Annotated in this window: 14 protein-coding genes and 1 tRNA gene; 6 read left to right on the forward strand and 9 right to left on the reverse strand. The window is 57.5% G+C overall.

Annotation, left to right across the window (positions count from 1 at the left end):
• Positions 1–116 precede the first annotated feature (116 nt).
• Positions 117–692: an RDD family protein gene (locus tag HMPREF2787_RS02455; protein ID WP_016423294.1), complete on the forward strand. Its 576-nt coding sequence runs from the start codon at positions 117–119 to the stop codon at positions 690–692.
• 14 nt (positions 693–706) lie between these two features.
• Here the strand turns inward: HMPREF2787_RS02455 and HMPREF2787_RS02460 are convergent, their stop codons facing one another.
• On the reverse strand, positions 707–1,567 hold the full coding sequence (locus tag HMPREF2787_RS02460) for a siderophore-interacting protein (RefSeq protein WP_070602779.1): 861 nt from the start codon (positions 1,565–1,567) through the stop codon (positions 707–709).
• Positions 1,568–1,764: 197 nt separating this feature from the next.
• Positions 1,765–1,837: transfer RNA gene (locus HMPREF2787_RS02465), tRNA-Arg, on the reverse strand.
• A gap of 275 nt (positions 1,838–2,112) precedes the next feature.
• Between HMPREF2787_RS02465 and HMPREF2787_RS02470 the strand changes: the two genes are divergently transcribed.
• Both HMPREF2787_RS02470 and cobF read left to right on the forward strand, forming a co-directional pair.
• Positions 2,113–2,394, forward strand: a complete 282-nt coding sequence (locus tag HMPREF2787_RS02470; RefSeq protein ID WP_016423292.1) for a cg0963 family protein — start codon at positions 2,113–2,115, stop codon at positions 2,392–2,394.
• Entirely contained in the window at positions 2,345–3,193 is an 849-nt protein-coding gene (gene cobF, locus HMPREF2787_RS02475; protein WP_016423291.1) for a precorrin-6A synthase (deacetylating), read from the forward strand. Before HMPREF2787_RS02470 ends, cobF begins: the two co-directional genes overlap by 50 nt.
• 30 nt (positions 3,194–3,223) lie before the next feature.
• Here cobF and HMPREF2787_RS02480 read toward each other — a convergent pair whose 3' ends face one another.
• From HMPREF2787_RS02480 to HMPREF2787_RS02490, 3 genes are all read right to left on the reverse strand, one after another.
• Positions 3,224–3,625, reverse strand: coding sequence for a hypothetical protein (locus HMPREF2787_RS02480; protein ID WP_042388876.1), 402 nt, complete (start codon positions 3,623–3,625; stop codon positions 3,224–3,226).
• Positions 3,626–3,741: 116 nt separating this feature from the next.
• On the reverse strand, positions 3,742–5,529 hold the full coding sequence (locus tag HMPREF2787_RS02485; protein WP_070602780.1) for an acetyl/propionyl/methylcrotonyl-CoA carboxylase subunit alpha: 1,788 nt from the start codon (positions 5,527–5,529) through the stop codon (positions 3,742–3,744).
• A gap of 420 nt (positions 5,530–5,949) precedes the next feature.
• The gene (locus HMPREF2787_RS02490; protein WP_069359651.1) at positions 5,950–6,834 is read right to left on the reverse strand and encodes a sulfurtransferase; all 885 of its coding nucleotides are present in this window, start codon (positions 6,832–6,834) and stop codon (positions 5,950–5,952) included.
• Positions 6,835–7,198: 364 nt separating this feature from the next.
• Between HMPREF2787_RS02490 and HMPREF2787_RS02495 the strand changes: the two genes are divergently transcribed.
• The gene (locus HMPREF2787_RS02495; protein ID WP_070858295.1) at positions 7,199–8,257 is read left to right on the forward strand and encodes a Cj0069 family protein; all 1,059 of its coding nucleotides are present in this window, start codon (positions 7,199–7,201) and stop codon (positions 8,255–8,257) included.
• Between the two features lie 65 nt (positions 8,258–8,322).
• Here HMPREF2787_RS02495 and HMPREF2787_RS02500 read toward each other — a convergent pair whose 3' ends face one another.
• On the reverse strand, positions 8,323–8,925 hold the full coding sequence (locus HMPREF2787_RS02500; RefSeq protein ID WP_016423286.1) for a Maf family protein: 603 nt from the start codon (positions 8,923–8,925) through the stop codon (positions 8,323–8,325).
• 158 nt (positions 8,926–9,083) lie between these two features.
• Between HMPREF2787_RS02500 and HMPREF2787_RS02505 the strand changes: the two genes are divergently transcribed.
• The gene (locus HMPREF2787_RS02505; RefSeq protein WP_048733637.1) at positions 9,084–9,296 is read left to right on the forward strand and encodes a helix-turn-helix transcriptional regulator; all 213 of its coding nucleotides are present in this window, start codon (positions 9,084–9,086) and stop codon (positions 9,294–9,296) included.
• Between the two features lie 2 nt (positions 9,297–9,298).
• Positions 9,299–9,835, forward strand: a complete 537-nt coding sequence (locus HMPREF2787_RS02510) for a hypothetical protein (protein WP_070858296.1) — start codon at positions 9,299–9,301, stop codon at positions 9,833–9,835.
• Between the two features lie 142 nt (positions 9,836–9,977).
• On the opposite strand, the gene HMPREF2787_RS02515 is transcribed toward HMPREF2787_RS02510, so the two are convergent.
• From HMPREF2787_RS02515 to HMPREF2787_RS02525, 3 genes are all read right to left on the reverse strand, one after another.
• Positions 9,978–10,238, reverse strand: a complete 261-nt coding sequence (locus HMPREF2787_RS02515) for an acyl-CoA carboxylase epsilon subunit (RefSeq protein WP_048733631.1) — start codon at positions 10,236–10,238, stop codon at positions 9,978–9,980.
• Positions 10,235–11,863, reverse strand: a complete 1,629-nt coding sequence (locus HMPREF2787_RS02520) for an acyl-CoA carboxylase subunit beta (RefSeq protein WP_016423283.1) — start codon at positions 11,861–11,863, stop codon at positions 10,235–10,237. Before HMPREF2787_RS02520 ends, HMPREF2787_RS02515 begins: the two co-directional genes overlap by 4 nt.
• A gap of 105 nt (positions 11,864–11,968) precedes the next feature.
• Positions 11,969–13,609: an acyl-CoA carboxylase subunit beta gene (locus HMPREF2787_RS02525; protein ID WP_070858297.1), complete on the reverse strand. Its 1,641-nt coding sequence runs from the start codon at positions 13,607–13,609 to the stop codon at positions 11,969–11,971.
• Positions 13,610–13,712 lie beyond the last annotated feature (103 nt).

The raw sequence follows: 13,712 nt of genomic DNA on the forward strand, positions 1-13,712 counted from the left end.
TATACAGTCAACTTTTCGATTTGCATACTGGATGCTTCTAATCGTGGCAGAACGGGTGCGGTAGGGAAAGGCAATTCGTCTGTGAAGTCATAAGTGGTTTTGATAGCGTGTGTCCCATGTATCGGCGCACCCCGAATCGATTCCCCGTAAAGAGTAATGCGGATTTGTTCGCTCGGCGCAGTGGCGCGTGGATACTGGATTCGTTCCTTGTAGGAATCTTTGTTGCCATCATTGTGGCACTTGGCAAACTTGCGTGGGAAGCAGCCATGGCGAACTGGGCGCTGCCGAGTCCGCCAGAGTTCAGGATTTTGTATGGTGTCATATTCCCAGCTGTCTTTTTCTTTGTGCGCGTGGTTGCAGAGGCTCGCGGTGAACAGACGTTTGGTAAAAGCGCATTTTTGCTACACGTTGTTCCAGCGCGGAAAGCAGACTCTGGGGCAACTCCGTTCGAAGTCGCTCAGCCAGAGGGAACATCGGAGCTCGAATCAGGAGACGATTCTTGGCACAGAGGTTGGCGGGCAGCGGTACGTAATTGTTACCTATTGTCGCTGATTTTCTTGCCTACGGGTTTTGAGCCAAACGTTGAACTGTTTTTTGGTGTCCTGATGATTTGGGTTGCTGTTTGCCGCTGGCACCCATTCGACTGGTTGGCAGGAAAACGCGTCGTTGTTGAAAGGCGTAGCGAGCGCTAACGTTCGAGCAAACGTCAGGCCCTGGCTCTTTCCTCCTCGGCCTCAACCTCAGCGTTGAATTCTCGTTTAGAAGACTGCCACTGGTCTTCGGTCATACCGATACGCCAGTAGCCAGAAATGGAAACGTCTTTCTTCGGGATCTCAGATTCGACGAAGAGGAAGCGGCGCAATTCCTTGATCATCTCGGCGACACCGTGGATGAACCAGCTAGTTTTCTTACCTTCTGGAATGCCCGCCTCGTGCACTGCGCGGGATAGCTCTGTGCCGTGGGTTGCGCCGTTGCGGAGGACCCAATGGACTTCCACACCCTCTCGGGTTGGGAGCTCAAACTTCCGATCTTCGGACTCGATTTCGATGTATGCGGTTGCGGTCGTGCCTGCTGGGAGGTGCTTCAGTCCGGCGCTGATAGCTGGCGCTGCGGACTCGTCTCCGGCGAGTACAAAGTGTTCATATTCTGCTGCAGGTCCCCATGCGCCTCCTGGCCCTAAGAAGCCACGCTTGTCTCCGATTTCGGCTACGCGTGCCCACGGTCCAGCCAGGCCGGAATCGCCGTGGGTGACGAAGTCGACGTCAAAGTCGCCGGTTTCGGAGTCCACATTAATCAGAGTGTAGGTGCGGGTGATTGGCAGTTTGTCTCGCGGCTGTTCGGCGCGAATTTTCGCAATATCGAACGGCCAGGAGTAATCAGCGTCCTCTGGCACAAACAATAATTTGATGTAATGGTCGGTAAACTCCAGCTCCTTGCCCACAAATGCAGGCGAGTTCATGCTCAAACGAACAAGGTCTGGGGAAATCTGGCGACGTCCAGTAACTGTTGCCTCGTGTGCCTTACGGGGCTTACGCTTCGGTGCTGCTGCTTTAGCTAGGCCAGCCATAGTTGTCACTGTCCTTCAACAAGTCTTGGGCTGTTTTGTACTGGCGGAAGTCTACACGCCACGTGATTAGGTAAGCCTAACACAAGTGTTTCTGGAAATTGCTGGGTGATGCGTTCTCAGGAGGGGGCGTAGTGGCCGGTCGTGAGAAAAACAAAGAACCCTCGCGCCCTATATGTAAAAGGTCACGAGGGTATTTGTGCCCCAGAGAGGAATCGAACCTCCGACACCGGCTTTAGGAGAGCCGTGCTCTATCCACTGAGCTACTAGGGCAATCATCTTCCGGGTAAAACAGCCGTGAAAACACATTCTCGGCGGCCGGAAAATTACTTCATCACTTTAACGCATCTGCGAGCTCTAGTGGCAATTGGGTCCTCGACCTGACACGCAAACATGCAGGAAGCTCGCTATTACCCCCATGTGCTTTTGTGCTCGGCGGTGCCGCCCGGAATCTGGCTAACATGGTTTATAACGAGCGACTTTCTTGCGCTTGCGGTCGCAACAGCGCTACTTATTTTCCGGTCGCTGTTTTGGAGGAGGATGACAATATGATTAAGCCAACTTTCACGGATGTCAACGGTGTCAAGATTAAGTGCTCCATGACCACGGACTCGGACAAGCCGCACCTTTTGGTTTCGCGCATGGAAGATGATGGCTCTTTGACTCCGATTCTGGAGATGAACGTGTACGACTCCAAGTACATGGCCAACGCTTGCGAGATTTACTTGAAGCAGGCCGCTTCGGCTAACCTCCAGGGTTCGATGGCTGGCCTGTCTCCAGATGAGATGGCTGAACAGTTCGGTTACGAGGGAGATCCGACCAATCACTAGTCGAAACGACGCCGCCCGCACTCAGGCCGAGAGCCCTGTATACAGCGGATATGTCGATGTAGACGTCATCGGAATCGGCGCCGGTAGTCCGAGCCACATTACGCTCGAGGCTATCGGCGCTCTTGCTGATGTCGACGTAGTTTTTGCTCTCGACAAGGGTGATGCCAAAGCGGACTTGTTGGCTGCGCGACAGGCGATCGTCGATAAGCATGCGCCGCATGTCGAACTCGTTACCGTTCCCGACCCGCCACGTGACCGCACGCCCGATAACTACGGCGCAGTCGTCCGTGACTGGCATCAGCGCCGTGCAGAGCTGCTTGCCGACGCCTTCGTCGCTCACCTCGGACGAGAGGGCAAGCGCCGCGGTGCGTTCTTGGTCTGGGGTGACCCCTCCTTGTATGACTCAACATTGCGGATTTTGCAGCGCGTCCGCGACCTTGGGCTGGACGTGCGCTCGCGAGTTATCCCCAGTGTGACGGCGATTTCCGCGCTGACCGCAGCGCATGGAGAGTGCCTGAACCAGATTGGTAAGCCGGTATTGATTACCACTGGTCGGCGCCTGGGGGAGCGTGCGCCTGGCATGGATGCGGTGGTGATGCTCGATGGCGGTGCAGCCTGGCTCGAGCACGCGGACCCGGAGGAAGAGATTCTCTGGGGTGCATTCCTGGGAACGGAGCTGGAGACGCTCCGCCGTGGTCGCGTTGGCGACGTCGGCGAAGAGATTGCGGAGCTGAAAAAGAAGCTCCGTGCGGAGCACGGTTGGATTATGGATATCTACCTGCTGCGTTCCGGCGCCTAGGACTGAGCAGTCGCAGCGGTGCCAGTTCGGCTAGCTGACTTTCTTGCCCAAGAAGCCCTCTGCCCATCGGTGGAGGGCTTTTTCGGCGGCTTCGACGCCGTCGGCGACGGTTACCTTGGTGAGGACCTGATCGTCGTTAGGCAACACGCGTGCGGGATCGCCTGCGGGACGGACGGTGATGCTGACGTGGTCGGCATTGATGACCTCGACGGTTGCTAGTGCGAGCATCTCGACGTTCGTCTGCTCAGCAACCGCAAAGCGGTAGGCGGTGTCGTTTTCCCACTCGGTGGTGGAGTTCCGAAGGAACTCGGCGACGGAGTCAGGGGCCAATTCTGTGAGTAATTGGGTTGCGACCGGGGCGTCATCGACGCGGGAATCGTGGCGCAGGGGACGGCAGTAGAAGCGGCCGGCATTTACTTCCATGGGTTCCATACCGTCCACTCTAGACGTCCTGAACAGCGTTTAAGGGCGCCGGGGGAGGGGCTGAAAAGAATCAAGCGGGGCGGCTGCGAATCCCATCGCAACCAGCCCCGCTTAGAGCTTTAGAACTACTTCAGTTCCATCAGGACATCGCCCTTGCCGACACCCGAGCCAGCCTCGGTAGCCAGACCCGTGACAACGCCGTCCTTGTGAGCCTTGACTGGGTTTTCCATCTTCATGGCCTCAAGGACAACCACGGTGTCACCCTCGGAGACTTCCTGGCCTTCTTCGACGTTGACCTTAATGACGGTGCCCTGCATCGGAGCAACCACAGCGTCACCGGAAGCAGCCTTCTTGGAACCGCCAGCGCGCTTCTTCTTACTCTTCTTCTTGGCACCAGCGTTGCCGCCACCCAGAGCCAGGTCGCCCGGCAGGGCTACCTCGACGCGGCGACCGTCGATCTCGACGACAACCTTCTGAGCCGGGACGGTGTCGGTGTCAGCGTCGGAGTCACCGTCGTACGGAGCAATTGGGTTATCCCATTCCTCTTCAATCCACTTGGTGTAGACGTCAAACTTCTCGCCATCGCCGACAAACGCCGGGTTCTCCACAATGTGGCGGTGGAACGGAATGACCGTTGCCAGACCTTCAACCTGGTACTCGGACAGGGCACGAGCGGAGCGACGCAGAGCCTCTTCGCGGGTCTCGCCCCAAACAATCAGCTTGGCCAGCATGGAGTCGAACTGGCCGCCGATGACGTCGCCCTCCTTGATGCCGGTGTCCATGCGGACACCCGGGCCGGATGGTTCGACGTACTTGGTGATGGTGCCCGGAGCCGGCATGAAGTTGCTGCCGGCGTCCTCGCCGTTGATGCGGAACTCGAAAGCGTGACCGTGCATCTCCGGGTCTTCCTTGATGGACAGTTCCTTGCCTTCAGCAATGCGGAACTGCTCGCGGACCAGGTCGAGGCCGGTAATTTCCTCGGTGACCGGGTGCTCCACCTGCAGACGGGTGTTGACCTCGAGGAAGTTGATCAGGCCGTCAGCGCCAACCAGGTACTCAACGGTGCCGGCACCGTAGTAGCCAGCCTCGCGGCAGATGTCCTTAGCGGACTGGCGCAGGCGCTCATCCTGCTCCGGGGTCAGGAACGGAGCAGGTGCTTCCTCGACGAGCTTCTGGAAACGACGCTGTAGCGAGCAGTCACGGGTGGAGGCGACGACGACGTTGCCGTGCTTATCAGCGAGAACCTGGCACTCGACGTGGCGTGCCTTGTCCAGGTAGCGCTCTACGAAGCACTCACCGCGACCGAAGGCGGCAACGGCCTCGCGGGTAGCGGACTCGTAGAGGTCAGCGACCTCTTCCATCTTGTGTGCGACCTTCATGCCGCGGCCTCCGCCACCGAAAGCGGCCTTAATGGCGATTGGCAGACCGTGCTCCTTAGCGAATGCGACAACCTCGTCTGCATCCTTAACCGGCTCCTTGGTGCCTGGAGCCATCGGAGCGTCAGCCTTCAGCGCGATGTGACGAGCGGTGACCTTGTCTCCCAGGGCGCGGATGGACTCTGGTGACGGGCCAATCCAAATCAGGCCAGCGTTCTCAACAGCCTCAGCGAAGTCGCCGTTCTCCGACAGGAAGCCGTATCCCGGGTGGATGGCATTAGCGCCGGACTTCTTTGCGGCGTCCAGAATCTTGTCGAAAACTAGGTAGGACTCAGCGGAAGTGGTGCCACCGAGAGCAAAAGCCTCATCCGCCATGGTCACGAAAGGAGCGTCCGCATCCGGCTCAGCGTAAACGGCGACGGAAGGAATGCCGGCGTCCTTCGCAGCGCGAATAACGCGAACGGCAATCTCGCCACGGTTGGCGACGAGAACCTTCGTGATTTTTTCAGTGGTCTGCTCGGACACGAAATCCTCCATTTTTCGTGGGCACCCCGAGAATTGGCCCTCGGGGCAAGGTTGCGACAGTCATTTGTAGGAATCACAAGCAGCACTGCAGTTAACTGCGTGGTGAACCGCAATGCGGTTCACCACGCGGTAGCTAACAGCGTGTGACCCAATGTCTCCATTGTGTCACAGGTGCGGTAAGCAACCTCTTTTTGCTCGCTACATAAGGGGGTAGGGATTGTGGTCTTGAGCAGCGTTCAAGTGGTCATGGGGGCAGCTGAAGTGGCTATTTTCCGCCCAAAAACCTAGGTTTGTGGTTAAAATTATCACCCAAGAGTGCAAGAGCCGCCCCCTTGATTGGGGGCGGCAGGGGGAAACTAAATCTCCGGTGTAGCGTCAGCCGCTGACGCTGGAAAAACGGTGGGGGAAGCGCCCACCGGTTGCGTCGATCGCCTACAGGCTTCCCGGCTCCGAACCGTGGGCAATGGGCATGCCAATCATATTGCCCCACTCAACCCACGAGCCGTCGTAGTTGCGAACATTCTCGTGGCCGAGCAGGTGGTGCAGTACAAACCAGGTGTGCGCGGAGCGCTCGCCGATGCGGCAGTAGACAATCGCCTCATCTTCAAATTGGACGTGCGCGTAAATCTGCTCGAGCTCTTCGCGATCGCGGAAACGCGAGTTCGGGTGAACGGACTGATTCCATGGAATGTTTACCGCGGTTGGAATGTGGCCACCACGCAGGACGCCTTCCTGTGGGTAATCGACCATGTGGGTTCGTGCACCGGCATACTCCTCCGGAGTGCGCACGTCGATAATCGGAGCCTTTCCAATGAGCTCACGTGTATCGCTGAAGTAGGCGCGCAGTGTCTTGTCGTCGCGCTCGACGACAGGGTAGTCAGTGCGTGGGTAATTGGGGACCTCGAAGCTCGTGTCTCGTTCTTCAGTCATCCAGGCATCGCGGCCACCGTTAAGCAGGCGCACGTCGGGATGCCCAAAAAGCTCGAAGACCCAGAGTGTGTAGGCGGCCCACCAGTTGGACTTGTCGCCGTAGATTACGACGGTGTCATCGCGCGAGATGCCCTTCTCGCGCATGAGCTCGGCAAAGCCTTCGGCGTCGATATAGTCGCGGCGCACGGAATCGTTAAGGTCGTGATGCCAGTCGATGCGAACCGCGCCCGGAATATGTCCAATGTCGTAGAGCAGTGAGTCCTCATCGGATTCAACAACGCGCAGACCGGGAGAGCCCAGTCGGGCAGCAAGCCAGGAGCTAGAGACGAGGCGCTCAGGGTGGGCGTACTGCTGGAACTGGGGGTGCGGGTCGTGCGGAACAGCCATCGGATACTCCCTTGGCGCAAGTTGGGTGGGTGGGACTTTCTGACGTTTATCGTCAATTGCATATCTAGTTTACGGGTCGCGTGGCGAACGGCGGAATAGTCCCCGGTGTGAGCGCTTTCCGACGGTCACAATTGCGTCCGCGGCCACCCCTGGGATACGCCTCACAGTTGGGGGTAAAAGGAGTGTTTTCAGCGCGCTTGGAGTCCAGGTAGTGCCCTAAAATTTAGCTGAGAGTTAGCGCAAAAACTGTGTTGATTCGTATCACCGGAAAATGGGCTGAAATAGGCTATCTGCCTGGGTATTCGCTGCGTTACGGAGACAATTGAGTGCCGGAAGTCCATGTATTTTCTTAAAAGGAGTGCCTGTGCACAAGAACATTGTTGTATTCGAGATCGAGGGCGGCTCGGACAAGTACTTCGACGGACACCGCAAGGACACCATGCCAATCGTCAACGCTATCCGCGAAGCCGGTTGGTCCGCTGAGGTCGTCTACTACCGACCGGAGTGGAAGGACGACCTGTACGACTATGTCTCTCAGAACTTCGACGGCTACATCTCCCGCGTAAACCCGGGCAACATCCCGGGTGGCGAGAGGGGCTACTTCGAGCTTCTGACCAGTCTCTCGGTCGCTGGTTTGGTTGGTATGTCCACCCCGGGCGAGATGATGGCCTACGGCGCAAAGGACGCACTGGTCAAGCTCAAGGACACTGACCTGGTTCCGTCTGACACCGCTGCTTACTACGACGTCGAGGCATTCCACAGCACTTTCCCGACCTCCCTGTCCTACGGCGAGCGCGTCCTTAAGCAGAACCGTGGCTCCACCGGATCCGGCATCTGGCGCGTGCGCATCGCTGACGAAGAGGTTGCTAAGAACGTTGAGCCGGGCACCCCGCTGCCGCTAAACACCAAGCTGAAGTGCACCGAGGCCGTGGACAATCACACCGAGACTCGCGAGCTCGGCGAGTTCATGGATTTCTGCGACCAGTACATCATCGGCGATAACGGCATGCTCGTGGACATGCGCTTCATGCCGCGCATCACCGAAGGCGAAATTCGCATTCTGCTGGTCGGTCCGCACCCGGTCTTCGTGGTTCACAAGAAGCCGGCCGAGGGCGGCGACGCTTTCTCCGCAACCTTGTTCTCTGGCGCGAAGTACACCTACAACAAGCCGGAAGAATGGCAGGACCTCATCGACATGTTTGCTGAGGCTCGCCCGGGCATTGCCGAGAACCTCGGTGGCGACAATATCCCGCTGATCTGGACCGCTGATTTCATGCTGGCAGACGGCGAGAACGGCGAGGACACCTACGTTCTCGGCGAGATCAACTGCTCCTGTGTTGGCTTCACCTCCGAGCTGGATATGGGTATCCAGGAGCTTGTTGCTCAGGAGGCCATCAAGCGCGTTGAGGCTGCTAACAAGTAGTCTCAACAGCTAGGAAAACCGCACCAATTTGGTGCGGTTTTTGCTTTACGACGTCCTTGCGATGCCTACCGATTCCAGAACTGGGAGACCGAATAGCCGTAGCGATACAGAGCTCGGCGCACGACAGGTAGCGACAGTCCGATCACACTGGATGAGTCGCCATTGATGCCATCGACAAACCAGCCGCCTAGAGCCTCCAAGGTAAACGCGCCAGCGCACTTCAGTGGCTCGCCCGTCGCAGCGTAGGCACGGATGTCCTCTTCTGGGACTTCAGCGAAATCGAGGGAAGTAATCGCCACCTCAAGGTGCTCGCCCTTTGGTGTCACGACACAGTGACCAGTAATCAGCTCAGCCGTCCGGCCGCTCTGTTGGTGCCAACGCTCAATGGTCTTTTCTTCCGTGTGGGGCTTGCCCTGCAACTGCCCGTCGAGAAGCAGCATTGAATCCCCGCCAATGACAATGTCATTGGGGTAGGCCGGAGAGGCAGCGTGTGCCTTGGCCTGCGCGAGTTCCTCGACGATGCGTACCGGCGATGCGTCCGGAAGGGCTGTGATTACGGCATCCTCGTCGACGTTGGGCGCTACTGTGATGGGCTCGATGCCTGCAGAGCGGAGAATGTGCAGTCGCGAAGGGGAAGTGGAAGCCAAGACGATTCGGGGGCTGCTCATAGTTAGTGATTTTAGTGAGGGCGGAATCGTAAAGCCTAATTTTTGTGGCAAACATGCGTGGGGTTGGCCCGATTGTAAGAACAGGCAGATTTTTTAGATGGCAGCTGCCTTCTAGTGATGTAAAGTAAAGTGGACATCAAGTTAAAGAAAGTACACAGATGAGTGGGGAAGAACGTTCGAACCAGGTCAGGAGATACCGACGCTGGTTGGAGCTGAGCCAAGCGGATTTAGCCGCGAAGGTGGAGGTCTCGCGGCAAACCATTGCAAATATCGAGCGGGGAAATTACTCGCCTTCGGTGTATTTGGCGTTGCGTATCTGCAAGGTCCTGGGAAAAACAGTCGAAGAAATTTTTGGTGAGGAAGGATACTGACAATGTCCTATGCGGATGTCGTGATTGAACGCAACAGTGCCACGGTGGACGATGAATATCAGCAGATGTTGCTGCATAAGTCCTACACGTACGGGTTCACAATGATGATGTGGGCTAACTACGTGCTTGCAACGGTACTGATTTGGCTCATTCCAGAGCCGAAGATGGTGGGCGTGACAGTGGCAATCATCTTGATGCCGCTGGTGGGGCTTCTGTTCTCGCAGCGATGGTTGCGCCGTCAGGTGCCAATGCCGAAGGTTAATGGCCTTACAAAAGGGGAGATTGCAGCGGTCATAGTCGTCATTGGGCTGTGGCTGATTGGTTTTATCAGAGTGCAAATGCTCTCTGAGGCAAGCGTTGGTGGGGCGCTATCGGAATCGTGGGGATCCATTGCTGGAGCTGTGGTGGGGGCTGCCATCGGTCTGGCGTTTGTGTATTTCCTGTTCAAGGTGGTGTGGCCGGTAGTTCGCAACCGCGATCAGCGCCGGCTGGACCGGGAGCTCGATGATGAGTTTGATGGCGAGTCGCCGGGTGAGTAGCGCCAGTAACAGGCAGTAGCCAAGATCAAGGCAGTAACAAAAACCAAAGCGCCACCATCGGAAAACCCGATGGTGGCGCTTTGTACTAGCGAATCGACGCAGCTAGCGTGCGGTAACGACTACGCGGTAAGCGGTAGCTGTACTAGTAGAAATGGACGTTGCGGAACGTGCCCGGTACGTGCTGGTGCGGCTGGTGGAACCCCTCTTCCAGCCGGCCCCAGTTGTTACGCGGGCCGCGATCCTCTGGGGCACCGCCGGCTGCTGCCATACCTGCGAACAAAAGAGCGAGCGTGGCGGTTTCAGCGTCAGACGGGTTGCCCTTGAGGACGGACATGAACGGTGCAGCCGGGGCTGCAGCGGCGTCCTTGTCTTCGGTTGCTGGGGTGTTTTTGGAATCGGTCACAGCGGAATGTTCCCATGCTTCTTGGCGGGTACGTTAACAACCTTGCGATCCAACAGACGCAGACCTTCGATGATCTGGCCGCGGGTCTCGCTCGGCGGGATAACGGCGTCGATGAAGCCGCGCTCAGCAGCCATGTACGGGTTGACCAGAGTGGCTTCGTACTCTGCCTCGTACTCCTTCTGCAGTGCGACGACATCCTTGCCCTCGGCCGCAGCAGCCTTGAGCTCCTTGCGGTAGATGAAGCCGACAGCGCCGGAAGCACCCATGACCGCAATCTGAGCGGTCGGCCATGCCAGGTTGATGTCAGCGCCCATGTCCTTAGAGCCCATCACGCAGTAAGCTCCGCCGTAAGCCTTACGGGTGATGACCGTGATCTTCGGAACGGTGGCCTCAGCGTACGCGTACAGCAGCTTGGCGCCACGGCGGATGATGCCGTCGAACTCTTGGTTGGTGCCCGGCAGGAAGCCTGGAACGTCAACCAGCATGATGATTGGAATGTTGAAGGCGTCGCAGGTGCGGACGAAGCGAGCCGCCTTCTCGGATGCCTTGATGTCGAGGCAGCCAGCGAACTGAATCGGCTGGTTGGCGACGAAACCGACCGAGCGCCCCTCCACGCGACCGAAGCCGATGACCACGTTCTGTGCGTAGTCCTCCTGAATCTCCAGGAAGTCCTCGTCGTCGACCAGACGGGTGATGACGTCCTTGATGTCGTACGGCTGGTTGGGGGAGTCCGGAATCAGCGTGTCGAGCTCGAGGTCAGTCTCAGTGATGTTGTCAGCGATGGAGCCCTCGAAAGGCTCAGCCTCCATGCGCGGAGCCTCAGCTCGGTTGTTGGAAGGCAGGTAGCTGACCAATTCCTGAACGAAAGTCAGAGCGTCTTCGTCATCAGCGGCGGTGTAGTGCGAAGTACCGGAGGTACTCATGTGGGTACCAGCGCCACCCAGCTCTTCCTGTGTGACCTCTTCGCCAGTGACGGTCTTAATAACGTCCGGGCCAGTGATGAACATCTTGGAAGTGCCATCGACCATGACAATGAAGTCGGTCAGAGCCGGGGAGTAGACGTGGCCACCAGCACAGGCGCCCATGATCAGGGAAATCTGTGGGATGACGCCCGATGCCTGGGTGTTCCGGAAGAAGATCTGGGAGTAGAGGCCGAGGGAAACAACGCCCTCCTGGATGCGGGCGCCCGCACCCTCGTTGATGCCGATAATTGGGACACCGGTCTTGATGGCCAGATCCATGATCTTGACAATCTTTTCACCGTAGACTTCACCGAGCGCGCCACCGAAGATGGCGCCGTCCTGTGAGAAGACACAGACCTGGCGGCCATCGATGGTGCCGTAGCCTGTCACAACACCATCAGTGACGGGGCGCTTGGCGTCGAGGCCGAAGTTCTTGGAGCGGTGACGTGCGAGAGCGTCAACCTCCACGAACGAGCCCTCGTCCAAGAGGAACTCGATGCGCTCACGAGCGGTCATCTTGCCCTTGTCGTGGACGCGGTCAATACTGGCCTGGCCCATTGGAGCCTGGGTCTCTGCGAGACGGGCTCGCAGATCGGCCAGTTTTCCAGCAGTAGTGGTCAAATCCGGGGTTTCACCGGTTGATGTATTTGCGGCAGTCGTCATGCCAACTAGTTTACGTTTCGAAAACGGGGGGAGGTAGTTGGGGGCAATCGCTGTTAACAAAAGTAGGGGTAATGGCTAGCTCGTTGTACAGCAAAAAGCCTGCTCTTACAGTGGAATATTGCCGTGCTTGCGCGCAGGCCACGGTACTTTCTTTGAAGTTAGAAGGCGCAGATTTTTTATCACCCGAGTTCGTGTCTCGGAGGGGAGGATGACTTCATCAATTAACCCCCGTTCGGCGGCACGATAAGGCGTGAGCATGTGTTGCTCGTATCCCATTTCCAGTTCAGCAATGAGTTCTTTCACACTCTCGGGAGTGCCAAATCTATCGGCCGCTGGGTCTGCTGCGAGAGCTGTTTCGGTGGCGGTTCGAATCTCGGCACGATGGAGGAAGCGTACTGCGCCAGAGGCGCCCATCACGGCGATCTGTGCCGTCGGCCAAGCCAGATTTACATCCGCGCCGAGTCCCTTTGATCCCATCACGCAATACGCGCCGCCATAGGCTTTGCGCATGGTGACGGTGATTTTAGGAACGGTTGCCTCTGCATACGCATAGAGTAATTTGGCGCCACGGCGCAGAATTCCCTGGTGTTCTTGATTTGAACCGGGGAGAAAGCCGGGTACGTCTACGAGAAAGACGAGTGGAATGTTGAAACAATCGCAGGTACGGACGAATCGCGCGGCCTTCTCCGCTGCATCGATATCTAGGCAGCCCGCGAATTCCATGGGCTGATTAGCGACAAACCCGACAGATTGACCATTGAGACGGCCAAGGCCAATCACGACATTGGCTGCCCGGTTTTCCTGGATTTCCAGGAACTCCGCATCGTCGCAAAGCGCGTAGATGACTTCATGCACGTCGTACGGCGTGGATGGGCTGTCGGGAATGAGACTGTCGAGGGTGCAATCGGTGTCGGTGATCTCGTCACTGGCATCGGAATCCCAGCTGGGCGCGGGGGAGGTTGTGTTGTTGGGGAGGTAGTCGAGCAGATCGCAGACCCAGTCGAGTCCATCCTGCTCGCTAGTGGCGGTGTAGTGGGAGTTTCCGGCGATCTCCATATGGGTGTCGGCGCCGCCAAGCTCGTGCTGGCTGATTTTTTCGCCAGTGACTGTTTCAATTACGTCAGGGCCGGTGACGAACATACGGGAGTTTTCCTCCACCATGACAACGAAGTCCGTCAGCGCTGGGGAGTAGGCATTTCCGCCCGCACAGGCACCAAAAATGACTGAAATCTGCGGAATGACGCCGCTGGCGCGAACGTTGTGGTGGAACGTCTGGGCAATAAAATCCAGTGACACTGCGCCATCTTGGATGCGGGCGCCGGCACCTTCGTACATGCCGATAAGGGGGCGGCCGGTAGTGATGGCAAGCTCCTGAATCTTGACCATTTTTTCGCCGTAGACCTCTCCGAGTGCACCACCGAAGATTGTGCCGTCCTGAGAGAAGATGCAGACCTCACGGCCGTCTATGGTTCCCCAGCCGGTGATAATTCCGTCAGTCACGGGGCGTTTGGCTTCCATTCCAAATGCGGTAGTGCGGTGGCGGGCTAGCGCATCGAATTCGACAAAAGACCCTTCGTCCAGCAGGTAGTCAATGCGTTCGCGGGCATTCATACGCTCAGTCAGTTTGAGCTTGTCGTAGCCTCGCGACCCCATTGGAGTCAGTGCAGCAGTGCGTCGGCGTAGAAGGTCTTCATTGAGAAAAGCGGTGGTGTGTTGTTCCACCGCCAAACGTGAGGAAATAGTCATGTTATGGAATGTAGTGTTTGAGAAGGAAAATAGTAAAGCAGGCGAGCTGTGATGATTCTCACGCTGTCGAGCCCTTGAGAAAGGTCACGACTCAGTGAATCCG

It is taken from the genome of Corynebacterium sp. HMSC061H03 (genome assembly GCF_001838215.1).
Taxonomy (GTDB): domain Bacteria; phylum Actinomycetota; class Actinomycetes; order Mycobacteriales; family Mycobacteriaceae; genus Corynebacterium; species Corynebacterium jeikeium_D.

Coding starts and splice junctions, on each gene's coding strand:
- HMPREF2787_RS02455 (WP_016423294.1), top strand. CDS start 117: ATGTATCGGCGCACCCCGAATCGATTCCCCGTAAAGAGTAATGCGGAT.
- HMPREF2787_RS02460 (WP_070602779.1), bottom strand. CDS start 1,567: ATGGCTGGCCTAGCTAAAGCAGCAGCACCGAAGCGTAAGCCCCGTAAG.
- HMPREF2787_RS02470 (WP_016423292.1), top strand. CDS start 2,113: ATGATTAAGCCAACTTTCACGGATGTCAACGGTGTCAAGATTAAGTGC.
- cobF (WP_016423291.1), top strand. CDS start 2,345: ATGAGATGGCTGAACAGTTCGGTTACGAGGGAGATCCGACCAATCACT.
- HMPREF2787_RS02480 (WP_042388876.1), bottom strand. CDS start 3,625: ATGGAACCCATGGAAGTAAATGCCGGCCGCTTCTACTGCCGTCCCCTG.
- HMPREF2787_RS02485 (WP_070602780.1), bottom strand. CDS start 5,529: ATGGAGGATTTCGTGTCCGAGCAGACCACTGAAAAAATCACGAAGGTT.
- HMPREF2787_RS02490 (WP_069359651.1), bottom strand. CDS start 6,834: ATGGCTGTTCCGCACGACCCGCACCCCCAGTTCCAGCAGTACGCCCAC.
- HMPREF2787_RS02500 (WP_016423286.1), bottom strand. CDS start 8,925: ATGAGCAGCCCCCGAATCGTCTTGGCTTCCACTTCCCCTTCGCGACTG.
- HMPREF2787_RS02505 (WP_048733637.1), top strand. CDS start 9,084: ATGAGTGGGGAAGAACGTTCGAACCAGGTCAGGAGATACCGACGCTGG.
- HMPREF2787_RS02510 (WP_070858296.1), top strand. CDS start 9,299: ATGTCCTATGCGGATGTCGTGATTGAACGCAACAGTGCCACGGTGGAC.
- HMPREF2787_RS02520 (WP_016423283.1), bottom strand. CDS start 11,863: ATGACGACTGCCGCAAATACATCAACCGGTGAAACCCCGGATTTGACC.
- HMPREF2787_RS02525 (WP_070858297.1), bottom strand. CDS start 13,609: ATGACTATTTCCTCACGTTTGGCGGTGGAACAACACACCACCGCTTTT.